The organism is uncultured Xylophilus sp. (assembly GCA_913776965.1).
Taxonomy (GTDB): domain Bacteria; phylum Pseudomonadota; class Gammaproteobacteria; order Burkholderiales; family Burkholderiaceae_C; genus Xylophilus.
In genome coordinates this window covers 1-21,135 of record CAJYQL010000072.1, presented here as the reverse complement: position 1 = coordinate 21,135, position 21,135 = coordinate 1, and the positions used below count along the sequence as shown (strand labels likewise).

The window sequence follows — 21,135 nt, the reverse complement described above, 5'->3', positions numbered from 1 at the left end:
GGTCAGTTTCCGTTGAGGCGGAGGTATCCGCTGTCGATGAAGCCCTTGGCGCCCGGCGGATTGCTGGCGCTGTGGTCGAAGGTGCCGGCGTAATTCGCATACGTCGTCACGAAGTCGCCCCGGGTGTTGACTGTCAGGGCGCCGCCGGCGGCAGCGGCTGCGGCAGCGACGCCGCGCAGGACGGTGTTCTGATACTTCACCAGCAGACAGGCCGAGGCATAGTTGCCGTTGGTCTGATCGCATTGCTGGAAGCCGAATGGCGTGAAGCGGACCTTGGTGTTCCCCGAGATCGACGGATTGAAGTAGGTTTGAATTTTGGACTTTGCAGCGTCGAGGGTGAACGTCACCGCCACGCCTTTGTAGACCACGATCAGCTGTTTGCCCGCGGTGTCCCGGCCCACACGCATTTCCGAGTTGTAGGCGACCATCACGGCGGTATAGACCGGCACCGCGTCGAAGACTCCGGCATCGGACACCGAGAACACAGCCAGGTTTGCATTGCCCTCGCTGACGGACGTTGCGCCGTAGGCGACGCCCGCATGCACCAGCAGCGCGTGGATGCCCGCCACCCCGTTGCCGAAGTTCCAGAGTGTGGAGGTTGTGATCACGCCCGAGAGGCTGATGAACGTGCCTTCGGTTGCGGCGCTGGTTGACGAATGCACGAACACCGTGCCGGTCGGCGTGCGGACAGCTTTGGCGTTTCCCCCGCCGGACGGCAACAGGTTCTTCGGGAAGCCTGCCTTGGCGACGCCGGTGCCGCTGGTGTAGTGGATCGCGTAGCCACCGGCGGAGATGTTGGCGATGAACACGAAGCCGCCCACTGCGTCGGCCAGCACCTTCATTTCGCTGCCGCCCGGACCGAGCAGCGTGCCATCGGCGGTCGCGCCCAGAACGATGTTGCCGGCATCGCTGACGATCCCGTAGTACCCGACGTTGTTGGCGAGCTGGACAGCCCAGGCGATGTTGCCGCCCGCGCCGGGTTGACCGGCCAGGCCCACCCGAAGGCCGTTGATGCCCTGGGCGCCGATGGCGAGTAGCGAGGCGACCGGCGTGCGCAAGGTGCCGTCGGCGTTGGCCTGCAGGAGGCTGACCCCGAGCCCGCCCTTGCAGAAGAAGAAGCCGAAGCCGCCATTGCTGAGCGGGACCGGCGCCAGGTTCTCCACGACGTGGCAGCGCGGGTTGTAGAGCGCCGCTTGATCATCGTTCAGGTCGGCCTGCCGCGCCAGGTTGTTGACATCGCCGGTGTAGAGCTGGGTTTGCACGCCCGTCGCGCTGACGAAGGTGAAACCTGTCGAGTGAACGATGATGAAACCGCCGTTGTTGGTTTCCTGCAAGTAGATAAGCCCTTGCGAGGTGCCGTTCGGGTTGCCCGACGCGATCGGTTGCATCGACGGCGACAGAATCACAAAGCGGCCGGCCGCGTTGCGGATGTAGCCAAGGGCGATGTTGCCGTTCGACAGCACCGTGAGCATCAGGTTGGAAAGTACGCTACCCGTAGTCGGCTCCACGTCGTACCGGGCGAGCTGAACACCTCGCGGCGAGTAGCGCGCTACAGAGATCGTGTACTGATTTCCGGCCGTGGTGATGGCGCAGGTTGCCACCACCGTGTCGCCGTTGGGCAGGGTCACGGATGCCGCGGCTGACTGTTGGGCAGACGCGAGCTGATGGGTGTACGCCATCGCGGCCGGGCCGGCGGCGAGGGCCAAGGTAGGAGGCGCACCGAGTAGGCGGTGGTAGGTGTTTTGCTTGATGTCGCTGAACACCAGGTCGCCGGCTGCGAAGTTCTCGGCAGCGACGAGTGGCGTGATCTGGCCGAGGGCGGCCGCAGTGGCGCTGTCGATGGTCCCGACGGCCGCGGCGGCGACGCCTGCATTCGCGTTGCGTCCCATGTTATGCAGCCTCCACGAAGCCGTGCGCGCGGGCGGCGATGGTGGCCGCCACGTCGCTGCGCACCCACACCTTCTCACCGGCGGAGATCACGATGCCGGTGCGCTCCAGCGGCGGGCTTCCCGGGTTGATCGGGGGGTCGTATTCGAGGTAATCGGCTGCGGCCGGTGCTGCGCCCGTACCGACAGCCAGGCGCACCTTGGCAGTCGCCCCGCCGACGTTGCACAGGCTAACGGTGAGGGTCGTCACCTTGTCCGGCTCGCCAGTGCAGAGCAGCGTGTCAGCTGCAGCCGCGAGCAGCGCGGCGCCGAGTTTTCCAGAAGGCATGGATCACATCCCCGATGCGAAGTAGTAGCGCTGGGCGCGCTTGTTGGAGAGGTGCGCGGCGAGCCGCGCGGCGTTGTAGTACTGGGTGTGGGGGTCGGCGGTGTTGACGTGGGCGACCAGCAGGGCGGCGCCGTCCAGGGCGCGCATGTACTGCGGGTGGGGGTTGGCCTTCGCCTCGTGCGCCGCGATCGCGTTGGCGATCGACTGGTTCGTCGCCACCGCCACCGATGGATCCACGGTGAGCTGCACCGCCGCGGCGTTGCCGACCTGCACGATCATTCGCACCACCAGGTCGCGGGCGCTGCCCTCGGCCAGGACCGGCTTGTAGGTGGCCGGGAAGGTGCCGACGGCGATGAGCTTGCCGCCGGCGCCGACACCGCCGATCAGGCCCACCTCGCGCGCGGTCCAGCCGCCGATCGCGGCCGGCAGCACCGCCTCGACCACCAGCCAATTCGGGTTGTCCACGTCGGCCGTGATGCTGCTGACCGGCACGCGGTGCACCTCATGGGCCAGGGTGGCCGTGGCTTCGGTGAAGGCCGGCAGGGCGCCGTTGCCGTCGCCGATCGCTAGGTGCGTCAGCGGCACGGTGACGCCGCTGGCCTGGGCGTTCACGAGTTCGGCCGCGCCGATCGCGGTCAGGAGGGTGTAGTAGGGCGTTGGCGTGGGCATGGGGGGTGGCAGGCTCAGGCGGCCCGGGGGTAGACGGCGACGCTGCCGTGGTCATGGGTGGCGAGCCCGAAGCGCGCGGCCAGCGGCAGCGCCTCGATGGCGGACACGCTGTGCGGGTAGACGGTGGTGATGTCGCCGCCGAAGGTGGCGCAGGCGGTGCGCATGCTGCCGATGGTTCCGACGGACACCACCAGGCGGCGCAGATGCGATCGAGCGGGCTTGTACGCATCGACCAGGCCGGCGATCTTGGCGACGACGGACTCGACCAGCGGGCGGTCGACCACGGTGAGGTCCACATCGAATTCCGCCCAATGGGCGCCCGGGATGTGCTCGACCAGGCGGACCTGCTCGATGCCCGCGCGCTCCAGCGCCTGGCGCACGGCCCAGGGGGTGCCCTTCTTGCGGTGGAGGGCGATCGAGGCGGCGACGGTAGCGCGCTGCTGCGCCTCGGTCCAGTCGGCGTCCCACTCATCGACCGAGAGTGCCCAGGCGAGCCAGGGCAGCAGCGGCAGCGGGCAGCGTTGCGCGTCCCACAAGCGCGCCACGTCGGCCGCATCGGCGTCGGGTGCGCAGGCGACGGCCAGGGCCGCGTCGAGGGCGGACTGGTTCGGCGGCAGGAGCAGGGTGCGCTCAGACATCGGTCGCCCCCAGCGTGACCGTGACGGCGGTGCAGTGGCCAACCTGGGTGGGGGCGATGACGACATCGGCGGCCGGGCTCGCCAGCACGACGCGTTGCACGCCGGGGCGGTGCAGGCAGGCATACAGGCCGGACAGGGTGACGTCGTGGCCCAGGCGGGCGTGCTCGGCCAGGTAATCGGCGAGCGCGGCCTGCGCGGCGGCCAGGATCGGCGCCGGGGCCGGGCCGGGGTAGACGATGAGGCTTGCCGTCACAGCGAACGGCACGACACCGGCGGGCTGGACCACCACGGTGTCGGTGAGCGGCCGGATGTCGTCAGCCGAGAGCTGCGCGGCCACGGTGGCGAGCAAGCCGGCCGACGGGGTGCCGTTGCCATCGGCGGCCATGACGGTGACGCGGACGGTTCCGGGCATGGGGCTGTCGATCGCCACATCCTTGACCTGGGCCGATGCGGACAGCGCATGGAAGGTGTAGCTGCCGACGCTGCCGGCAACGGTTTCGCCCTCCAGGGCAAGCTGGGCGCGCTGGCGCAAGCGCGCATCGGACTCCATGACGGCCGGCACGGGCGGCAGGGCGCCCGGGTTGCCGGGGTCGAGCACCAGGCGCTCGACGGCCAGCAGGGCGGCGAGGTTGTCGAGGTCGGTCCCGGTGGCGTAGGCCAGCATGCAGGCGCGGGCCGCATCGTTGACCCGGGCGCGCAGGACGAGCTGCTGGTAGGCGCCGACCTGCAGGAGCTTTTGCAGCGGCTCGGACTCCAGGTCGATGACATCGGCCGCGGCCGGGTAGAGCTGCAGCAGCTTCGCGCGCATGCCGGCCAGGATCGTCTCGAAGTCCAGCGGATCGAGGACGGCCGGCGCCGGCAGCTTGCTCAGGTCGATAGTGCCGCTCATGGGCGGACCCCCGTTGCCAAGGGCACCGACAGGTCGACCTCGCGCTCGATGCCGTCGCGCAGGTAGATGCCGCTCACCTCGACGGTGGCTTGGCCGGGCTGCGGCCCGCTGTAGAAGCGGACCCGGGATACGCGCAGACGCGGCTCCCAGCGCATGAGGGCGCCGGCGGTGGCCGAGTGCAGGCGCACCCGCGTGGTCGGGTTGTCGGGGTGGTCGATCAGCTCGGGCAGCAGACTGCCGTAGGTGCGGCGCTGCAGCCGCGAACCGATGGGCGTCAGCAGGATGTCGGCGATGCTCTGCCGCAGGTGGTCGATGTCTGCCAGGGCCGCGCCGGTGTTGACGTTCATGCCGGGCACGGTCAACCCCCTGCGAACACGTCGGGCGAGCCTTCGGCCACTGCGGTGCAGGTGGCGTCGCCGACGCGGCCGCAGCCGCGGCCGTTGATGAAAACCGTGGTGCTGCCGACCGCGATGGGCGCAGCGTGCGATGCGCACGGCGACGGCGGCAGGAGGTGGCCGGTGTTGTTGTCGCCCTGGCGCGAGATGGGGCGGCCGTTGCAGAACACGTCGGGCGAGCCTTCGGCCCGGGTCATGCCGCTGCAGTGGGAAATGTCGGCGTCACCGACGCGGGTCACTGCGGGCACGGCGCGGCCTTTCCCTGGCGCTCGCGCGCCAGCAGCTCGCGCAGGCGGGCGACCCAGCCGTGCGGGGCGTTGTGCACGTTGTGGCGCAGCTTCCGCGCTTCGCCGGCGTGCTGGTAGTGGATGGTGAAGTCCACATCGTGCGGATCGGTGCCGGGCAGGAAGCGCACGACGGCATCGATGACGGCGGGCAGGTCCTTCCAGCGGTCGAACATGCGGCGCTGGCCGTCGACCGTCACCTCGAAGCAATGGCCGGTGAACAGCTCGAAGCCGTAGTGTCCGACGACGGCGAAGCCGCACGCGCCCTGCTCGATGCGGATATCCGCCGGCTGGTAGGGCTCCATGCGCAGGAAGTGGCCGGGCAGCGCGACGCGCAGCGGGTCGAACTGCATCACCTGGCCGTCGGCCAGTGGGGCGTGGTGGTGGTGGTCGCAGGTGGCGTGCATGGCGGCGGACGGCATCAGTTGAGGTGCACGGTTTCGCCGGCGATGCGCACGGCGCCGCTGCACTGGATCCGCAGCTCGCCGGTGGCGCTGTCGTGGGCCATGAAGTCGCCGTTGTCCCAGGTGAGGCGGTGTTCGGTCGGCGATTCGCTGTTCTGCGGGTGCGCGTCGCTGTAGGCGCCGAGGAACACGACGCCCTGCAGCAGGTCGCCGCCGGGGGAGAGGACCACGCACTGCTCGCCGACGGTCGGCGGGTGCCACTCGACGGCGCCGCCGGCGCGGCGGGCGAGCCAGGGGAGCCAGTCCGTCAACAGGTCGCCGGACCGAACGCGGCAGCGGGCCGGGGCGGCGTGCTGCACTTCGGCGACGGTCCCGAGGCGCACCATGTTCTCCAGGCGGCGCACCAAGTCCATCGGCGAATCGGCGGACTGCGGTAGTTGGTTCATCGACACCGATGGTGCCGATCGCGCGCGCAGGAGGCGAGGGGATACGGCGTTGCACCCGCTGTGCAACAACGGCGGTCCCTGCCGTCAGCCGGTCAGGTGGGCCAGCACGCTGTCGCGGAGCTGTTCGCGCTCGGCATCGGTGAAGCCGAGCAACGGGCGGGCCGGGTAGCGGTGGGTGGGGCCGCCGGGCTTCACGCGATCCTCGCGGCCTTCTTGGTGCACCGTGGCGATGCGGGCCGCGCGGCCGAGGAAGCCGACCGCCACGCCTTCTTCGGTGGCCTGTACCTTGAAATGCTTGGCGGTCCGCAGCTTGGCGAACATGGTGCGGCGAATCTTGCCGGGCATGGCCCGCGCGCGGGTGGGTGGTGCCTTGCGCGGGGCGTAGTCGGAGCCGTCCGGGGCACGCTGGGCGGCGATCCGGGCGGCCTGGGTGCGGCGCAGGTCCTGGCCGACCTTGCGGGCGAGCTCGCGGCGCTCCTGCGCCGACAGCGCGGCCAGCAGCGGCGACAGCCAGTCCTCGAGCGAGGTGAGGGGGTCGCTCATCCTGCGGGGACTATGCCGGGATCGTGGTCCCACTCGGCCAGCAACTGGTCGCGCAGCCACAGGCTGTAGTGCTCGCGCTGGTCGAAGGTGCCGGGGCGGGGCTGCTCGCCCACGTGCTCGATGGTGTAGCGCGTGGCGGTGGTGGGCGGCAGCGGTGCCGGTTGGCCGTTGGCGGGTGGCGTCGGGGCGGGCACAGCCTTGACTATCACGCGCTCGGACAGGTCCACCTCGATCGTCAGGTCGATGGTTTCCTTGTTCAAGAATTCGGCCTCGAAGCGGATGGCCTTTTCTCGGGTATCGGGGTTGTCGAACAGTTCGACCTGATGGCGCTGCAGCCACGCCAGCATCGGCACGAGGATGGCATCGGGGTGGCCGGCGTAGTCGAGCACCGTGAGCGTGAGGGTGTAGCGGTACTCAAAGGAGAGCGAGCCGGCGGCGGCGGCCACGATCTTTCCGGCGTTGACGTAGACCGCCAGCTTGTCGGGGTCGCGCTGCAGCTCGGGCGTGGCCGCGGTGATGTGGGCGCGCAGCGCGGCGGGTTTACGCATGGCTATGGCGCCGGGTCAGCGGACGGGTGGCGGCGGTCCTCGATGTCGAGGATGGCGCTCAGTTGGCTGGCGATTTCGCCATAGCGGGTGCGGCAGGTGGCGATGTGCTCGGCGACATCCCGATCGGTGGCAACGGCTGCGGGCGCACCCGCAGGGTCGAGGGCAGGGGCTCGCAAAGGGTCTGCACCGCTGGTGCCGGTGGCGTTGAGCACGCCGACAGTGCCAGCATCGAGACAAGCGCGGCCAGGCAGGGACGAGATACGGGCACGGGCGGCTCCATCGTTGCGGTTGAGGGCGGCCAGCTCGCGGGCGTGCTGGCCGGCCAGGGTTTCCATGAGCTGGTGTTGCAGCGCGCGATCGGTCGCGGCGGCCTGCTCGGCGCGGCGGTCCTGCGCGTCGCGCGCGGAGGTGACTTCGGCGGCGCCGTTGTCATGGCCGAGGCGATACAGGCCTGCCGACCACGCGACGGCCACGACGGCGCCGACCAAGCAGGCGACGAGGGCGCCCCGCATGGTCAGACGCCCAGGAGCGCCACGTAGCGGACGCGGCGCGGCTCGATGGGCACGGTGGCGGCCACGTGCTTCCGGTTGATGTCGCAGGCGCTGTCTCCGTAGCCCTGCCACTTCGCCCGGCTCTTGAGGCAATGCCGCTCGACGTGACCGAACCACTGGTCGGGGTCGCAGCCGGCGACGAGGCCGCAGGCGCGGCGCTCGCTCTGCACGCCGCCATCGCCGCCGTTGTAACCGGCGTCGCAGAAGGCGACCCGGGCCATGTCGTCGGCCACGCCGAGCTGCTGCAGCCGGCGATCGCAGTGCCGCAGCTTGACGAGGATGGCGCGCACGCCCAGGTCGGCCCGCTGGTAGACGGTGGCCCAGGTCAGGTCCCGCAGGGCGGCCGGCGCCAGGGCGCGGACCTCGGCCAGCGCGTCGAAGCGCAGCGATCCGTCAGCCGCCCAGGCCCGGGTGAGCTGGCCCAGGCCGGCGCCTTCTTCGCGCGCCGTCTTGAGGCGAGCGGCGGTGCTCCAGCAGTAGGGGTGCCGCAGGGTGATGCAGGTTTCCTTCTCGATAAGCGCGCCGACGTAGGAGCGCCGGGGGATGTCGGGCCAGTGCTGGTCGATTTCCTGCAAGACGGCCGGGCCGAGGGCCACGGCGCCGGGCGGCAGCGGCTGGGCGCGCGCGAAACTGACCAGGCCGAGGAACAGGGCGGCCGTCACCACGCAGATGCCGAGGAACGACAGACCGGCGCCGGTGCTGCCCTCCAGCGACTTGCGCCACGCCTGGCCGGCCTGCACGTAGTCGAACAGGGCGGTGCGGGCACTGTGCGTGAGCGCGACGGCCAGGGCAGACCAGGCCAGCCCGATGCACTTGACCAGCGGGTCGCGCCAGCCGTCAGGCGACAGGAGGGCGGTGCCGAGGATGACGAGGGCCGGCAGCACCAGCACGGCCCAGGTGCGCCAGCGGGTGAGGGAGGGCTTGCGGTCGAACATGGGGGCTCCTTTCGCCTATCGGCGGTTGCGGTCGCTGGTGGTGGAGGGCGGCAGGCCCTTGAGGGCGCGGATGTCGGATTCCGCGGTTTCCATGCGGAACCGCAGCAGGGCCTGTTCGGCGGTGATGGTCGAGGCTTGGTTGTTCCAGGTCTTGACCTCGATCTTCAATTCGCGCACTTCCTCCTGCACCCGGTTGCCCTGGAAGTACATGACGGCGATCAGCATTGCCAGGCCGCCGAGGCTGGACAGCACCCACGCGAGCGGCAGGCGGAAGTCGATGACGCGGGTGATGCGCGTAGCGCCGGATTCGGCGCGGGAGTCTCGGTCGGTCATGGCGTCAATCCCACAGCTTTACGGTGGGCCGCTCGGGAGCGGCCGGGGTTTCGGGCAGCTCGACCAGCACGCCGGCCGGCAGGAGCGGGCCGCGGGCGGCGAGGCCGGGGTTGGCCTGCAGGGTGGCCTCGACCACGCCGCCGGTGCGGCCGAGCACGCGCCAGCACAGCGCATCGACGCTCTCGTTTTGGACGGTGCGGGCCTGCATCAGATCAGCTCCACCGTGGTGCGGCGGATGCCCAACAGGTCGCTGATGGCCCAGCGCACGTCACGGCGCAGCGCGTCGCCGCGCAGCTCCAACTTGTCGGCGGCCTTGTCGCCGTCGCCGGTGGTGTCGTAGTCGCGGAACCGCTCCACCAGGTCGGCCTGGGTGGCGCTGTAGACGGCGCGCAGGTAGTGGCTGACCTTGACCTTGCGCCCGCCGACGGTCGGGCCGGGCACCGCGGCCAAGTCGGCGAAGCCGAGTTCGCGCTGCGCATCCTGAAACCGCTCCAGCTCGGCGTTCACCGACACGATGGCCTGCATGGCGCTGTAGCGCAGCCGCGCCTGGGTGACGGTGCCGTCGAGCCGGGCGGTGGCGCGCAGGTCGGCCAGGTCGATCGCGGGGAACCACCCGTCGTTCTCGATGGGCGGCTCCGCGGCGGGTGCCGGTGCAGGAGCGGGCGGATTCAGGAACGACATGGGCGGTGGGGCAATAGTTCGGCGGTGGCCTGGCTACATGCGTGCGGGGTGCGAGCACCGCGCCTGCAGGTAGCCAGGGCCGCCGGGGTGCGGGGTACGCTCGGGCTCAGGCGCCGGGCGGGGCGACCTTCTTCAGGTGCCGCTCCAGGCGCTCGATGTCTTTTTTCACGCCGACCCGCTCATCGAGCAGCAGGGCACGGGCGAGGTGGGCGGCCGCAGTGCGGCAGGCTTCGGGTGCGGGCGGCGCGCTCTCGTAGTCCACGTCGGCCGCAATGCTCTTGCCGATCAGGGCATAGCCGAGCGCCTTGTAGAGCTTGGCCCGCGCTTGGTCGGGCGCGTCGCGGCCCTGGGTCGCTTCGAGCACGCGCGGCAGCAGCTCCAGCGCGTCGCCGCGCGACATGGCGCCGGTGATGGCGGCCACACCGAATTCATCGATCAGCACCGTCGGCAGGTCGCGTTCGTACTGGTCGGGCATCGGCAGGTCGTGGGCCAGGGCATAGACCGCGATTTGCAGGGCGCGGGCGTAGTTGCCCGCGTCGATGTGCCACACCATGACGGTAGTGAGGACCAGGTCGGCCGCGCCTGCACCTGCCGACAGGGCGCCATCGACCCAGGCGTCGTATTCCGGGAGGAATTCGCGCTTTGCCTGAATTTTGCGCTCGACCGACTGGATGTCTTTCAGCTTCCGGCGATGGTCGGCGAGCTGGGCGAGCATCAGCTCGTAGGCGGTGCCCTCTAGCTCGCCGCCGTGCGGTGCGGCGGCGCTGGCCTGGGCGGCGAGTTTGCGCTGCAGGGTGCGCTGGGCGGGCGTGGTGCGCATGGGCTTAATCGACCAGCTCGATGTTTTCGATCAGCGCGCACATGCCGTAGTCCTCGACCACGTAGGCGTCGTTGCTGCTCTCGTAGTTCTCGATGCGGTCGCGCTTGGCGTTGTCCACGATCGTGCGGCGGCGGGCGCCCTCCTGCCAGTAGATCGACAGGTTGTCGAGGCGCGTCACCAGCACCGTACCGGCCGGGAAGTAGGGCGCGGTGATGGCTTGCAGGCCACCGAGGCGACGCTGGCTGCGCACGATGTCGGCGGCGAGCTGCTCGCTCGGTGCATTCTGCGCGCCGACCAGTGGGAACAGCTTGTCGTGCATCAGGTTGCCGCCGACGATGGCGACCAGCTTGGTGTCGTTGCGGAACCAGGGATCGATGAGCGTTTGCGCCGCGTCGTACACCAGGCCGTCGAGGTTCTTGTAATCCGCGCCGGCGGCGGGGCCGACCTTGATGGGGCCGACACCGGCAGCGCCGCCGTCGTTCATCACCCGGGTGGGTGCGTCGGTGCGGATGTGCTGGAGCCAGCCGATGTTGACGTCCTGCAGCAGCGGGTTCGCGCCGAGGTTGGTGGTGGCGGCCGCGCTGGTGCCGTTGAAGCCGATCACCAGGCGGTCGAGCGCCTGGCGCTGCACGATCACATCGCGCAGCCGGGCCTGAAAGTCCTTGAACTTCGCCCAGGCGTCGAGCGTGCCGTACCGGACGAACGTGTCGTAGTTGGTCTGCTTGCAGTCGTAGTCGGTCGCGTTCATGGCATCGACAGCGCGCGGCACCCGGTCGGTGGTGTCGGTGTTGGTCCGGCTGGCGATTGGGCCGCTGACGCCCAGGCCGAGCTTCTGGCCCTGCTTTTCCGCCACGCCGATGACGTTGATGGAGCGCAGCAGTTCGCTCGACTCCTGAATCCGGGTTTCCAGGGTCTGTTGCACGGTGGGCGCCACAGAGAAGGATTCGCGCGCGCTCGGCACGCTGTTGAGCTGCTGCTGGCGTTCGATCCAGGCGTTGAAGGCAAGGCGGGTCGGGTTCTTCATGGTGCGGGGTGCTCCTGGGGAATTGCGGGAGGACGGCGACGGATCAGCAGTCGGTCTGCTCGATGCCGGCCTTGTCGCCGGTGGCCGGCGGGCGATGGCTGTGATTGGCGGCGTCGGTGGTGTCGATCGCGTCGAACTTGGCCTGCAGGGCGGTGTGGTCCTTGCGCAGCGCTGCGAAGTCGGCGCGCAGGGTCTTGAGCGCATCGGTGTTTTCGTCGGTCGCGTCGGCCACCTTTTCGGTGGCGCCCAACAGGTCGCCGAACGCCTGGGCCAGGTCGGCGGCATTCGCTTCGGTCTTGCGGGCGCGGCCGGTGAACTTGTCCAGGCGCTCGCGCATGCCCTTGAGCAGGCCGGCCATCGCGCCTTCGGCTGCGTCGTCGTCCTCCAGCTCTAGGGAAAACTCGGTGGCCGCAGTGAACAGGTTTTCGGCCTGTTGCTTGCGCTTGGCGAACGGGCTGGCGTCCGGGTGCTGCGCCGCGAAGGACAGGATCTCGGTGCCCAGGCTGGCCGGGCTGTCGGTGACGCCGAGGCCCATCAGGTACGCCTGGCCGCTGTCGCTGAATTTCGGGTTGACCTCGATCGAGGAATAGACCTTTTGGCCGGCCTTGGTCATCGCGACCAGCTCGGGCAGCGGTGCGATCTGCGCGAACAGCGCCAGCTTCTTCTTGCCGTCGATCTCGACTTCTTCGGTCTTAAGGGCGGTCACGTCGCCATAGGCGCGGAACGGGCTGTCGGCGACGACGCCGCGGATGTGTTCCATCCAGACGCGGGCGCCGTATTTCTTGGCGTCGTAGCTGGCCGCCATCTGCTCGATCCAGGCGCGTTCGATGACGCGGCCGTCGGTGGTGGCGCCTTCGACGGCGACGCGGAAGAACTTGGAGGATTTCGGCATGGTGATGCTTGCGTTTGGGGGTGCATGCATCGTCGCCGCGGCGGCCCGCCAGCTCAACGACTTGAGGCGTTGCACCTGCTGTGCAACAACGCGTCCCCTCGCGCGCGCGGGAGCGTGTCCATACCCTCGGGGCACATGTCAGACGCCGCCCTCGACACCCCCATCACCACCGACGAAAACCCGATCGCGGAAGCGCGGCGCACGGCCCGGCATCTGTACTGGCAGGGCTGGCGGCTGTCGTCCATCGCGGAGTTCATCCGCCACCCGCGCAGCACGGTGCAGGGCTGGAAGGAGGCAGAGAAGTGGGACGAGGCCCAGCCGGTGCAGCGCGTTGAGGGCGCGCTGGAGTGCCGCATGGTGCAGCTCATCGGCAAGGAAGCCAAGACCGGCGGCGACTTTAAGGAAATCGACCTCCTGGGCCGGCAGATGGAGCGCCTGGCGCGTATCGGCAAATACAGCGAGACGGGCAAGGAGGGCGACCTGAATCCGGCCATCCTCGCGCGCAACGCTGGGCCGAAGAAGCGGGCACGGCGCAACGATTTCAACGAGGAACAGGTCGACCAGCTCGACAGCGCATTCCGCGATTCGCTGTTCGGGCATCAGAAGGTGTGGTTCCGCAACGGCCATGAGCGCACGCGGATCGCGCTCAAGAGCCGGCAGGTGGGCGCAACGTGGTACTTCGCCCGGGAGGCGCTGCTCGACGCGATCAAGACCGGGCGGAATCAAATTTTCCTTTCGGCGTCGAAGTCCCAGGCCCACATCTTCAAGCAGTACATCGTGCAGTTCGCGCACGAGGCCTGCGGGGTCGAGCTGACCGGCGACCCGATCGTGCTGGGCAACGACGCGCACATCTATTTCCTCGGGACCAACGCACGGACCGCGCAGGGTTACCACGGCAATTTCTACTTCGATGAGTTCTTCTGGACCCATCGCTTCGATGAGTTGAACAAGGTCGCTTCGGGCATGGCGATGCACAAGCAGTGGCGGAAAACCTATTTCTCCACGCCCAGCAGCATCCAGCACCAGGCATACGCGCTCTGGAGCGGCGCGCGGTTTAACCGCAACCGCCCGAAGGCGGAGCGGATCACGCTGGACCTGTCGCACGAGCGGCTGTCCGGCGGGTTTACCGGCGAGGACCGGATCTGGCGCAACATCGTCACGATCATCGATGCGATGCAGGGCGGGTGCGACCTGTTCGACATCGATGAGCTGCGGGCTGAGTACAGCGCGGAGGAATTCGCCAACCTGCTGATGTGCGAATTCATCGATGACACGCAGAGCGTGTTTCCGATGGCCGAGCTGCAGCGGTGCATGGTTGATAGCTGGGCGGCCTGGGGCGATGTGTACAAGCCCCTGGCACCGCGGCCCTACGGGCACCGGCCGGTCTGGATCGGCTATGACCCGTCGCACACCGGCGACACGGCGGGCTGCGTCGTGCTGGCGCCGCCGGATGTGCCGGGCGGGAAGTTCCGCGTGCTAGAGCGGTTCCAGTGGCGCGGGCTGGACTTCGAGGCCCAGGCGGCGTCCATCAAGAAGATCACCGATCGCTACAACGTGACGTTCATCGGGATCGACACCACCGGGCTCGGGCAGGGGGTCTATCAACTGGTGCGGAAGTTCTTCCCGCAGGCGAAGGCGATCAACTACAGCGTCGAGGTGAAGACCCGGCTGGTGTTGAAGGCCAAGAGCGTGTTTTCCAAGGGGCGCATCGAGTTCGACGCCGGATGGACGGACCTCGCACACGCGTTCCTGGCGATCCGCCGCACGCTGACGGCGAGCGGGCGCAGCGTCACGTTCGACGCGGGCCGCAGCGAGGAAACCGGCCACGCTGACCTGGCCTGGGCCTGCATGCACGCGCTCGACAACGAACCGCTCGAAGGCGAAGCGAGCGGGCAGCACAAAAGTTTCATGGAGATTTCGTGATGGACCAACAGGCAGGCACGGGCACGGCCGTGGTGGATGCGAGCCGCGGCGGAGCGGCGCGCACCGAGGCGTTCTCTTTCGGCGAGCCGGTGGCGGTGATGGACCGTCGGGAATTGCTCGACTATGTGGAATGCTGGTCGAACGGGCGGTGGTACGAGCCGCCGATCAGCCTCGACGGCCTGGCGAAGTCGTTTCGCGCGAGCACGCATCACAGCAGCTCCATCTTCTTCAAGAGAAACATCCTGTTGAGCACGTTCCAGCCCCACGCGCTGCTCGACAAGGCGACGTTCTCGGCGTTCGCGCTCGACTATCTCACTTTCGGCAACGCCTATCTGGAGAGCCGGCGGTCGCTTACCCGGCGCACGGTGGGCCTCAAGCACGCCCTGGCGAAGTACATGCGCCGCGGCGCCGAGCTGGACCGCTATTTCTTCGTGCGCGGCTGGCGCGATGAGCACGAATTCCCGTCCGGGTCGATCTTCCACATGCGCGAGCCCGACCTTAATCAGGAGGTGTATGGACTGCCGGAATACCTGTCGGCGCTCCAGGCCGCTTGGCTCAACGAGAGCGCCACGCTTTTCCGCCGGCGCTACTACAACAACGGAAGCCACGCCGGCTTCATCATGTACATGTCCGACGCGGCGCAGCAGCAGGAGGACGTGGATGCGATCCGCCAGGCGCTGAAAGACTCGAAAGGGCCGGGCAACTTCCGCAACCTGTTCGTGTATTCACCGAACGGCAAGAAGGACGGGATCCAGCTCATCCCGGTCAGCGAAGTCGCCGCGAAGGACGATTTTTTCAACATCAAGAACGTGAGCCGCGACGACGTGCTGGCGGCGCACCGCATCCCGCCCCAGCTCCTGGGGATCGTGCCGAGCAACACGGGCGGCTTCGGCGCGGTGCTGCCGGCCGCTCAGGTGTTCGCGCGCAACGAGATTGAGCCGCTGCAGGACCGGTTCCGGGAGTTGAACGACTGGCTGGGCGACGAGGTGGTGCGCTTCCGGCCGTACGTGGTGCCGACGGTGCCCGGGCCGACGCCGGCCGCGGCGTAGCGGTTTCAGTCCTGCACGTCGGCCAGGCCGTCGCACGCCTGCGCGAGCCGGTTCCGCAGGGGCTGCAGCAGCGCATGCATGCTGCTGGCCTCGACCTTGCTGCCGATGGTCGCCAAGCGCAGCAGCTCGCACAGTGCGTCGAGCTGGGAGTCGACCGCCTCGAAGTCCACGCGCAGCTCACCTAGTCCACGGGGCGTGTGCGACAGATTGGCGGCGGTGTGTTTCATCGGCGTGCGTCTCCCGACAGATTGCCGAGGGAGCACCGGGTGGCAGCTCAAACTGCCCCGGCAATACTGTATGTTCGTACAGTATAGGCACGGGCGAAGCCCTCGCGCTAGGCCCGGACGGCCGGCGCCCCGGCGCCGCGCATGAATAGAACAGCAGGAAGCTCGCGCGGAGCTTCTCTTTCGTGCTATTAATTCGATAGTGCCCGCACGACAGGGGTGCGGGCGGGATGCGTGTTCGCTCCACCCATGACCCCCCGGGCGGCCCGCCTCGACCGGACGCCCGAACCCCTCCCATTTCCTGCCTGTTTTTTGGGCACTTTCGTCCACATCGACCCTCAGCGCGCAGACGAGACCCCGCCCCGCCTGCTCGCTTAATGTCCCTCTTTTCACGGAGGTGCCGGGAAGGGCCGAGACGGCCCCATGCGGCGCCGCGCGGGGCTTCGCCGAGGGTTTGCCATGCCTGAAAGCGTGACGCGATTTAACGGGGTTTTGCCCTGTCGGCGACCTGGCGCCGGATGGCTGGGCGATTAGACTGCCAGCGCGGGATCCATATCGAAGCCCCAGCCATCAAGTTTTTTTGTAGGTAAGCGCGTAGGTAAAAGCCGAAAAAACGCGCTAAGTTGTTGTCAGCATTAGGTGCGTGACTGCCTCCGTTTCCGCCAATAGCTTCTTCTAAGTTATTGATCCAGAACAGAAAAGCCGCCCGATCAGGCGGCTTTTTCTTTTTCTACATACAGTTCTACATACAGTCATGGTCGCGCTGTAGTGAGCTGTTGTGAGACTACATTGGACAAGCTCTAGCGGCGCTTTATTTTTCGCTTCGGCGACGTCGGCTGGACCGGCTCGAGTTCCACAATCGGTCGCCCTCTAGGAAATTTAAAGAATTTCGAGAGCGCTCTGGTCAGAGTGGACGCGGAGTAGCTCTTCATCAGCGGCGCCATGCACGCCAGTTCAAGTACTGCGTCCTTCCTGAGATCCGTGTGAAATCTGTTGCCCCGTGCATGGCGAATAACTGCGTTCTTTGATCCAGCTTCCCGAGTCAGGACGGAGCGCAGTTCATTGATCACTCCGCGTCCGCAACTTTCTTCGTAGGCATTTTTCGCCCGGCGGTGCTCATTCGGTTTGGACTTGATCTCCGGCGGCTGATTCTTATCAGCGGAGCGGACGTGCCGTTTGGGCGTCGCAAACTTCGGCGGCAGCCGTTCTAAATCGGCGCTAGCAATGCCGGCGGCATCGCAGCCAGGTTCAGCGCTTGAAGCTGGCATTGTGGACGCCGGACTTTTAGGTACGGGCACCAATTTCCAATTCACACCGTATGGAAATTGCTCACACACAGGCAGCATTGCAAGCTGTTCAATCGTGTAATGCCGCTGATCATTAGAGGGCATCCCGTCCAATGGCAGCTTAACCTTTGCCTGCTTGTGCTCGTCTCGGGCTTCAAACAGCGTTGGTCCGCGCCGCTCGCGATTCAACCGCCATTTGCCATATGCATTGATCGCCTCAAGTTGGACATCCGTTCCACCTGGAACCTCGAGGATGCGAAACCAGAGAACCGCATGCATTCTGTGTTCGGCTGGGATCCTCAGTAGTCCCATCCTCTTCGTGATGTCAGAAATAGCGTCCCGAACTGTCTGGTGACACTCAGCAAAGTCGCATTGCGTTCCAAGCTTCGCTGGATCAGCGAATGCAGCTTTTAGATCGGCTAAGACGCGATCGGATGATTCTGCACTGGGCCCTGGATAGATGGCTGGCGGTAGACACAACCTTGCGACTGCTTCGACCCGAGTTCACCGCACATTCCAGCCGGGTGCTTCGGTCTTCGACTCACCACGTAATTTGACTTGCCCAAGAATCTTAGCCATAAGCCTCCTCTTTTCCTCTCATTATTCCACCGAATTTCCTCCGAAATAAAGCTCTTCTGCGATTGCTGTCAATAAAGTTTTCTATGGGACAGGTGCGACTTCCCGCAACCGCTGTAGAGACATGGAGTTGACGGATGTCCAAGTTTTTTTTCACCAGTGATAGTGAGTTGAATGTTCCCACGCGATTTACCTACGTCGGTAAAAACAGCAACGGGAAGCTTAGGTTCATGGACGGCGATTGTCGGCTTGTGGGCGTGGGGCTGATTCAGCGGTACGGTAAGTTGGGCTTGTTCAGCAAGTATCGCCATCACGTGCCCGGGTACGTGCCCAACGCTAAGTTGGACGAGACTGTGCTGTGCCGCGGCAGCAACGGCACGGTGTGGCAGTTCGTGGGCACGTTGGTGATCTGTAAGGGTCAGGCATTTGCTCCCGGGCCAATGCGTCTGCTGCCCTTCGAACAGGGTCCCGCCATCGACGAGGAGCTTTCGCCCGCGGCGTTGTTGGTCCCTCCGGCGGTGAAGCAGGTCGCTGCCGACAACTCTTCGACGGCATCGCAACCGACCCCGGTCGAGCCTGTGGCGGCGCCGCGTTCTGACGAGCATGACGGCCACGCTCGAGCAAGGTCGGCGGAAAGCAGCGCGCGTTCCGCACGCTGTCGTAGCGTCAAGGCCCCGCGGCCGCTGCCGGACTGGTACATGCATGAGCTTGACCGTATCGGCGCAGAGCGCGCAGCCGGTCTGGATAGCACCGTCCGCATCGAGTTCTTGATCATCTACCTTGGCGAATCGCGGGCCAACCTATACCGCAAGATGAGTTTGGTCCCGGCCCAGTTTCCGCAGCCCGTCAAGCGCGGCCGCGGCAGCTTCTGGTTGATGTCGGTCATCGATGCCTATAAGACCGGCAAGTTGGGGGGTAGTCATGTCTAAAACCAGCACTTTTGAAGCACGGCGGCAGCCTCTGATGGTCGAAGCCGCGGCGGAGCCTGGCACGGGGCTGACGCTCGTGCAGATGCCGGATGCTGAACCGGCAGTGCATCAACTCATCATGGCGGCCATCCACGCCAAGGCGCGCATCGCAAGCGACCGGCTGTGCATCAAGATGCCGAAGGTGGAAGGCATGGTGACGGTGGTGTCCGGCAACGAACGCGCGAAGCAAGTTGTTGAGCAGGTGCAGCGCGCATTCGTCCAGCGTAAGAAAGGCGGTGTCCAGCACCGCCACCACTACATCGCGAGCAGCCGGCAGATCAACTGGCTTTCCGAAGAGGGTTTGGCACACATGTCACCGCTGCTGACGTCGTTTCAGGGGTGGGTTGTCATTAAGCAGTCTTTTGCCACGGCGTTGTCTGCACAGGCCGCCCATGTGCTGGTCAAAATGGATGCGATGGCGCGTGCTGCCGACACCCGGGTGATGTTCTTCGTCAGCGGGTTGTCGGATCACGAATCCTTGTCCAGCTATTGCCGTGACCTGTGGACGATAGCACTCTGCGATGCGGAAGAGGGCACGCAGTGTGTCTTCACTGTCGACTGCGCCGGCTTGAGCGCTCTGGGTGCGCTGCGCACCAGTCAGCGTATGGTGCGCATCAGTACTGGTGCATCTGGCCTGGAAGTACGCACGGAGCAGTTTCTGGCCTTGAAACTCCACATCCGGCTCATGGCCAAACTTGTCGCCGCGGGGGCGACGATGACCGAGATCGCGAAGGCGTACGGTTGTGACAAATCTACTGTGTCGCGATCGCTCAAGTCCGTACCGCTCTGGACCGGGGACACGCGGAAGACGTCGAAAGACGTATTGCTCAAGCAGTTGGCAGCACTCAGTCCAAAGGCGTTGAACGAAGAGAAACTTGCTGTTGAGTTCGATCTTTAGCAGGTCGACTCGGCAGTTTGATCAGTAGTGCGTTGCGCGTGTTGCACGTCCGGACAGTATTGGACGCAACACGCGCAACACGCGCAACACGCGCAACAACCGCAATGTCAGGATCTGCCGATCTCAGCATTTGTAGTTCCGCTTTTCCCGTCCATTTGGCGTAAGTGGGTGGAAGATTCTCGCTGGAATCGTGGTGCCAACTCTAGTAGAGCTATGTATATATAGCTCATAGATAGATGAGCTATAGGGATATGTTGAAACTTGGATAGATGGATATGACCATCACCAAGCGGATATGACCATCACCAAGCTTTCGTGTAAATGGATATAGCCATCACACCATCACCAATGCCATTGAATCGAGAGATCACGATTTGTATGGCAGTGCCGATGACCATGACTATCAGCAATTTATGGGGTTTAACAATGATCGACTTCTTTGATGTGCGCTTTCCCGCACAGAACTTGGACTTCATCGGCAAGTCCTTGACTACACAGCAGCCGAGCGGCGCACTTTCGCATTCGTTCACCGAACAATCCGTTGGCTATGACGATACTCGTGCGCCCAAGATCAAGCTGAAGTTCAACAGCCGCTCCAACGAACTGCGTCTATGGGGCTGTCCTTTGCGTTGGCTTCAGGGTCAAAACGGTCTCGGATCCAACGATCTGCCGTTTCTTGTCGAATCTGCCAGCACTCTGGTGTTTAAGCACCTGAAACGCCCGGTTCCCGAGTCCATCAGGCTGCAGTTGCGCGACCGCAGCTACCGGGTGGCTGAAGTTCATGTTGCGGAGTTGCACCGCATGCCGCATGGTTTGATCCCCGCGTTCTGTGATTCGGTGCGTCGCCATGCCCCCGCCGCATTGCACGCGACACCGTCGGAAAAGGGCATTGGCGTCCGGCTCTGGCCGGATTCCCGCGAGCGGCAAGTGCTGATGTACGACAAACATCACTACTTCTGGGACGGCATGCTCAAGCACCGCCTGACGTTGCTGGGCAAGCTGCCGCTGCGGTCGTGGGAGCGCTTGGGGCCTGCGCTCAACTTCAGCCGCATGATGGACGAACACTTGAACCAAGGCATCCGCATTGAGACGCGGCACCTGCGCAATCTCAAAACTCATGGCCTTGCGGTTGGCAGTGCGTGGCAGCCAGGCAGCGCACGTCAGCTGCACTACCGGGTGCTGGGTGATGTGCCGCTAACCGATCTGCCGCCGCTCACGGATGCCGAGATGTTGTTGAAGTTGGCCAGTCAGGAAGATCGGCGCTTGCTGGCGCTTTGGATCGACGGGCGGCCTATGGCCCAGTTCTTCGATTCCGATTCCACTTACGCTCGCTGGCACCAGCGCATTTTGCGGACCCACGGCATCGACATCAAACGTGCGCCAGTTCCGTGTGATGCTGCTCGTTGGACCAACTTGATTACGCCTCAGGCTGTTCTGGATACCCCGGATTGGGCTGTTGAATCGGCGTTTGTCTGCGACACGAGCCAAGCCGTTGTCGGCCGCATTCGGCCGGCTGCGGCACTTGCTTGGCCCGTTGCCCCGTAGTTGCCATCGCTTCCAATCATAGGGAGCCCGCCGGCTCAATTTGATCGCGCAGTGCCGTAATCTCTGAGGTGTGTTTTCAACCCGGCCGTCAGGAGTTGATGACCGCGGAAACTACGGCACTGCAGTAGATCGGCAGCGGAGCCAAGTGGATAGGGGTACCAACGGAGCAGGGCATCAGCGGCGTGCGACTGTAAATCCCGGTTGCCCAGCGTGGCGAATGCTCTACACTGTATGCAATTACAGGTGCACGCATATCCATGTCAGCCCAGCTTCTTCCGCTCTCGCCTACTGCGCCCGGCCGCAGTGCGGATGATGCGCTGGCCGCGATTGAGGGCCTCTGGCGCGGTTCCGACATCGAGCCCCTACAGTCCCGCATTGTCCCCACCAGCTGGGCCGCGCT

General features: G+C 66.0%; 26 protein-coding genes. 5 read left to right on the top strand and 21 right to left on the bottom strand.

Translation table 11 applies throughout. The features are described from left to right. Positions 1-2 precede the first annotated feature (2 nt). The 19 genes from QZ500_RS11130 to QZ500_RS11040 all read right to left on the bottom strand — a co-directional run bounded on the left by QZ500_RS11130 (position 3) and on the right by QZ500_RS11040 (position 12,266). On the bottom strand, positions 3-1,889 hold the full coding sequence (locus QZ500_RS11130) for a hypothetical protein (RefSeq protein ID WP_295855186.1): 1,887 nt from the start codon (positions 1,887-1,889) through the stop codon (positions 3-5). A 1-nt stretch (position 1,890) separates the two neighbouring features. Beyond that, positions 1,891-2,214, bottom strand: coding sequence for a hypothetical protein (locus tag QZ500_RS11125; RefSeq protein WP_295855185.1), 324 nt, complete (start codon positions 2,212-2,214; stop codon positions 1,891-1,893). Between the two features lie 3 nt (positions 2,215-2,217). After that, on the bottom strand, positions 2,218-2,883 hold the full coding sequence (locus QZ500_RS11120) for a phage tail protein (RefSeq protein WP_295855182.1): 666 nt from the start codon (positions 2,881-2,883) through the stop codon (positions 2,218-2,220). Positions 2,884-2,897: 14 nt separating this feature from the next. Continuing rightward, positions 2,898-3,521, bottom strand: coding sequence for a phage tail protein I (locus tag QZ500_RS11115; RefSeq protein WP_295855180.1), 624 nt, complete (start codon positions 3,519-3,521; stop codon positions 2,898-2,900). Then, a complete protein-coding gene (locus tag QZ500_RS11110; protein ID WP_295855177.1) occupies positions 3,514-4,410 on the bottom strand; it encodes a baseplate J/gp47 family protein in 897 nt (298 codons plus the stop codon). The genes QZ500_RS11115 and QZ500_RS11110 overlap by 8 nt, the downstream gene beginning before the upstream one ends. After that, positions 4,407-4,757: a GPW/gp25 family protein gene (locus QZ500_RS11105; RefSeq protein ID WP_295855174.1), complete on the bottom strand. Its 351-nt coding sequence runs from the start codon at positions 4,755-4,757 to the stop codon at positions 4,407-4,409. Before QZ500_RS11105 ends, QZ500_RS11110 begins: the two co-directional genes overlap by 4 nt. 11 nt (positions 4,758-4,768) lie before the next feature. Next, the gene (locus QZ500_RS11100) at positions 4,769-5,053 is read right to left on the bottom strand and encodes a PaaR repeat-containing protein (protein WP_295855171.1); all 285 of its coding nucleotides are present in this window, start codon (positions 5,051-5,053) and stop codon (positions 4,769-4,771) included. Then, positions 5,041-5,511 carry a hypothetical protein gene (locus QZ500_RS11095; protein WP_295855168.1) on the bottom strand — a complete coding sequence of 157 codons (471 nt, stop codon included), beginning with the start codon at positions 5,509-5,511 and terminating at the stop codon, positions 5,041-5,043. The genes QZ500_RS11100 and QZ500_RS11095 overlap by 13 nt, the downstream gene beginning before the upstream one ends. After that, positions 5,511-5,939, bottom strand: a complete 429-nt coding sequence (locus QZ500_RS11090) for a phage baseplate assembly protein V (RefSeq protein WP_295855165.1) — start codon at positions 5,937-5,939, stop codon at positions 5,511-5,513. Before QZ500_RS11090 ends, QZ500_RS11095 begins: the two co-directional genes overlap by 1 nt. A gap of 84 nt (positions 5,940-6,023) precedes the next feature. Further along, positions 6,024-6,482, bottom strand: coding sequence for a phage virion morphogenesis protein (locus tag QZ500_RS11085; RefSeq protein WP_295855163.1), 459 nt, complete (start codon positions 6,480-6,482; stop codon positions 6,024-6,026). Then, positions 6,479-7,030, bottom strand: a complete 552-nt coding sequence (locus QZ500_RS11080; protein WP_295855159.1) for a phage tail protein — start codon at positions 7,028-7,030, stop codon at positions 6,479-6,481. Before QZ500_RS11080 ends, QZ500_RS11085 begins: the two co-directional genes overlap by 4 nt. A 2-nt stretch (positions 7,031-7,032) precedes the next feature. Next, positions 7,033-7,542, bottom strand: coding sequence for a hypothetical protein (locus QZ500_RS11075; protein WP_295855156.1), 510 nt, complete (start codon positions 7,540-7,542; stop codon positions 7,033-7,035). A gap of 2 nt (positions 7,543-7,544) precedes the next feature. Next, complete coding sequence (locus QZ500_RS11070; protein ID WP_295855154.1) at positions 7,545-8,516, bottom strand: hypothetical protein; 972 nt, start codon at positions 8,514-8,516, stop codon at positions 7,545-7,547. 15 nt (positions 8,517-8,531) lie between these two features. Beyond that, positions 8,532-8,849 (bottom strand): hypothetical protein, encoded by a 318-nt coding sequence (locus QZ500_RS11065; RefSeq protein ID WP_295855152.1) that lies wholly within the window; start codon positions 8,847-8,849, stop codon positions 8,532-8,534. Positions 8,850-8,853: 4 nt separating this feature from the next. Next, the gene (locus QZ500_RS11060; protein ID WP_295855149.1) at positions 8,854-9,057 is read right to left on the bottom strand and encodes a tail protein X; all 204 of its coding nucleotides are present in this window, start codon (positions 9,055-9,057) and stop codon (positions 8,854-8,856) included. Beyond that, positions 9,057-9,530, bottom strand: coding sequence for a head completion/stabilization protein (locus tag QZ500_RS11055; protein WP_295855145.1), 474 nt, complete (start codon positions 9,528-9,530; stop codon positions 9,057-9,059). Before QZ500_RS11055 ends, QZ500_RS11060 begins: the two co-directional genes overlap by 1 nt. A 106-nt stretch (positions 9,531-9,636) precedes the next feature. Then, a complete protein-coding gene (gene gpM, locus QZ500_RS11050) occupies positions 9,637-10,350 on the bottom strand; it encodes a phage terminase small subunit (protein WP_295855142.1) in 714 nt (237 codons plus the stop codon). 4 nt (positions 10,351-10,354) lie between these two features. Then, on the bottom strand, positions 10,355-11,374 hold the full coding sequence (locus QZ500_RS11045) for a phage major capsid protein, P2 family (protein WP_295855139.1): 1,020 nt from the start codon (positions 11,372-11,374) through the stop codon (positions 10,355-10,357). Positions 11,375-11,417: 43 nt separating this feature from the next. Then, positions 11,418-12,266 (bottom strand): GPO family capsid scaffolding protein, encoded by an 849-nt coding sequence (locus tag QZ500_RS11040; protein WP_295855136.1) that lies wholly within the window; start codon positions 12,264-12,266, stop codon positions 11,418-11,420. Between the two features lie 135 nt (positions 12,267-12,401). Between QZ500_RS11040 and QZ500_RS11035 the strand changes: the two genes are divergently transcribed. Both QZ500_RS11035 and QZ500_RS11030 read left to right on the top strand, forming a co-directional pair. Further along, positions 12,402-14,189: a terminase family protein gene (locus QZ500_RS11035; RefSeq protein WP_295855132.1), complete on the top strand. Its 1,788-nt coding sequence runs from the start codon at positions 12,402-12,404 to the stop codon at positions 14,187-14,189. Further along, positions 14,189-15,238, top strand: coding sequence for a phage portal protein (locus QZ500_RS11030; RefSeq protein ID WP_295855128.1), 1,050 nt, complete (start codon positions 14,189-14,191; stop codon positions 15,236-15,238). The genes QZ500_RS11035 and QZ500_RS11030 overlap by 1 nt, the downstream gene beginning before the upstream one ends. A 5-nt stretch (positions 15,239-15,243) precedes the next feature. Here the strand turns inward: QZ500_RS11030 and QZ500_RS11025 are convergent, their stop codons facing one another. Both QZ500_RS11025 and QZ500_RS11020 read right to left on the bottom strand, forming a co-directional pair. Continuing rightward, positions 15,244-15,465: a hypothetical protein gene (locus QZ500_RS11025; protein WP_295855126.1), complete on the bottom strand. Its 222-nt coding sequence runs from the start codon at positions 15,463-15,465 to the stop codon at positions 15,244-15,246. A gap of 797 nt (positions 15,466-16,262) precedes the next feature. Beyond that, positions 16,263-17,027, bottom strand: coding sequence for a hypothetical protein (locus QZ500_RS11020; RefSeq protein ID WP_295855122.1), 765 nt, complete (start codon positions 17,025-17,027; stop codon positions 16,263-16,265). 434 nt (positions 17,028-17,461) lie between these two features. On the opposite strand from QZ500_RS11020, the gene QZ500_RS11015 reads away from it, so the two are divergent. The 3 genes from QZ500_RS11015 to QZ500_RS11005 all read left to right on the top strand — a co-directional run bounded on the left by QZ500_RS11015 (position 17,462) and on the right by QZ500_RS11005 (position 20,735). Continuing rightward, complete coding sequence (locus QZ500_RS11015; RefSeq protein ID WP_295855119.1) at positions 17,462-18,253, top strand: hypothetical protein; 792 nt, start codon at positions 17,462-17,464, stop codon at positions 18,251-18,253. Further along, entirely contained in the window at positions 18,246-19,190 is a 945-nt protein-coding gene (locus QZ500_RS11010) for a hypothetical protein (RefSeq protein WP_295855116.1), read from the top strand. Before QZ500_RS11015 ends, QZ500_RS11010 begins: the two co-directional genes overlap by 8 nt. A 321-nt stretch (positions 19,191-19,511) precedes the next feature. Continuing rightward, positions 19,512-20,735, top strand: coding sequence for a phage/plasmid replication protein (locus QZ500_RS11005; protein ID WP_295855112.1), 1,224 nt, complete (start codon positions 19,512-19,514; stop codon positions 20,733-20,735). Positions 20,736-21,135 lie beyond the last annotated feature (400 nt).

Coding starts and splice junctions, on each gene's coding strand:
- QZ500_RS11035 (WP_295855132.1), top strand. CDS start 12,402: ATGTCAGACGCCGCCCTCGACACCCCCATCACCACCGACGAAAACCCG.
- QZ500_RS11075 (WP_295855156.1), bottom strand. CDS start 7,542: ATGCGGGGCGCCCTCGTCGCCTGCTTGGTCGGCGCCGTCGTGGCCGTC.
- QZ500_RS11125 (WP_295855185.1), bottom strand. CDS start 2,214: ATGCCTTCTGGAAAACTCGGCGCCGCGCTGCTCGCGGCTGCAGCTGAC.
- gpM (WP_295855142.1), bottom strand. CDS start 10,350: ATGCGCACCACGCCCGCCCAGCGCACCCTGCAGCGCAAACTCGCCGCC.
- QZ500_RS11020 (WP_295855122.1), bottom strand. CDS start 17,027: ATGCATGCGGTTCTCTGGTTTCGCATCCTCGAGGTTCCAGGTGGAACG.
- QZ500_RS11065 (WP_295855152.1), bottom strand. CDS start 8,849: ATGACCGACCGAGACTCCCGCGCCGAATCCGGCGCTACGCGCATCACC.
- QZ500_RS11025 (WP_295855126.1), bottom strand. CDS start 15,465: ATGAAACACACCGCCGCCAATCTGTCGCACACGCCCCGTGGACTAGGT.
- QZ500_RS11090 (WP_295855165.1), bottom strand. CDS start 5,939: ATGAACCAACTACCGCAGTCCGCCGATTCGCCGATGGACTTGGTGCGC.
- QZ500_RS11110 (WP_295855177.1), bottom strand. CDS start 4,410: ATGAGCGGCACTATCGACCTGAGCAAGCTGCCGGCGCCGGCCGTCCTC.
- QZ500_RS11085 (WP_295855163.1), bottom strand. CDS start 6,482: ATGAGCGACCCCCTCACCTCGCTCGAGGACTGGCTGTCGCCGCTGCTG.
- QZ500_RS11045 (WP_295855139.1), bottom strand. CDS start 11,374: ATGAAGAACCCGACCCGCCTTGCCTTCAACGCCTGGATCGAACGCCAG.
- QZ500_RS11005 (WP_295855112.1), top strand. CDS start 19,512: ATGGATATAGCCATCACACCATCACCAATGCCATTGAATCGAGAGATC.
- QZ500_RS11105 (WP_295855174.1), bottom strand. CDS start 4,757: ATGAACGTCAACACCGGCGCGGCCCTGGCAGACATCGACCACCTGCGG.
- QZ500_RS11055 (WP_295855145.1), bottom strand. CDS start 9,530: ATGTCGTTCCTGAATCCGCCCGCTCCTGCACCGGCACCCGCCGCGGAG.
- QZ500_RS11015 (WP_295855119.1), top strand. CDS start 17,462: ATGTCCAAGTTTTTTTTCACCAGTGATAGTGAGTTGAATGTTCCCACG.
- QZ500_RS11010 (WP_295855116.1), top strand. CDS start 18,246: ATGTCTAAAACCAGCACTTTTGAAGCACGGCGGCAGCCTCTGATGGTC.
- QZ500_RS11030 (WP_295855128.1), top strand. CDS start 14,189: ATGGACCAACAGGCAGGCACGGGCACGGCCGTGGTGGATGCGAGCCGC.
- QZ500_RS11060 (WP_295855149.1), bottom strand. CDS start 9,057: ATGCAGGCCCGCACCGTCCAAAACGAGAGCGTCGATGCGCTGTGCTGG.
- QZ500_RS11070 (WP_295855154.1), bottom strand. CDS start 8,516: ATGTTCGACCGCAAGCCCTCCCTCACCCGCTGGCGCACCTGGGCCGTG.
- QZ500_RS11130 (WP_295855186.1), bottom strand. CDS start 1,889: ATGGGACGCAACGCGAATGCAGGCGTCGCCGCCGCGGCCGTCGGGACC.
- QZ500_RS11080 (WP_295855159.1), bottom strand. CDS start 7,030: ATGCGTAAACCCGCCGCGCTGCGCGCCCACATCACCGCGGCCACGCCC.
- QZ500_RS11095 (WP_295855168.1), bottom strand. CDS start 5,511: ATGCCGTCCGCCGCCATGCACGCCACCTGCGACCACCACCACCACGCC.
- QZ500_RS11115 (WP_295855180.1), bottom strand. CDS start 3,521: ATGTCTGAGCGCACCCTGCTCCTGCCGCCGAACCAGTCCGCCCTCGAC.
- QZ500_RS11040 (WP_295855136.1), bottom strand. CDS start 12,266: ATGCCGAAATCCTCCAAGTTCTTCCGCGTCGCCGTCGAAGGCGCCACC.
- QZ500_RS11120 (WP_295855182.1), bottom strand. CDS start 2,883: ATGCCCACGCCAACGCCCTACTACACCCTCCTGACCGCGATCGGCGCG.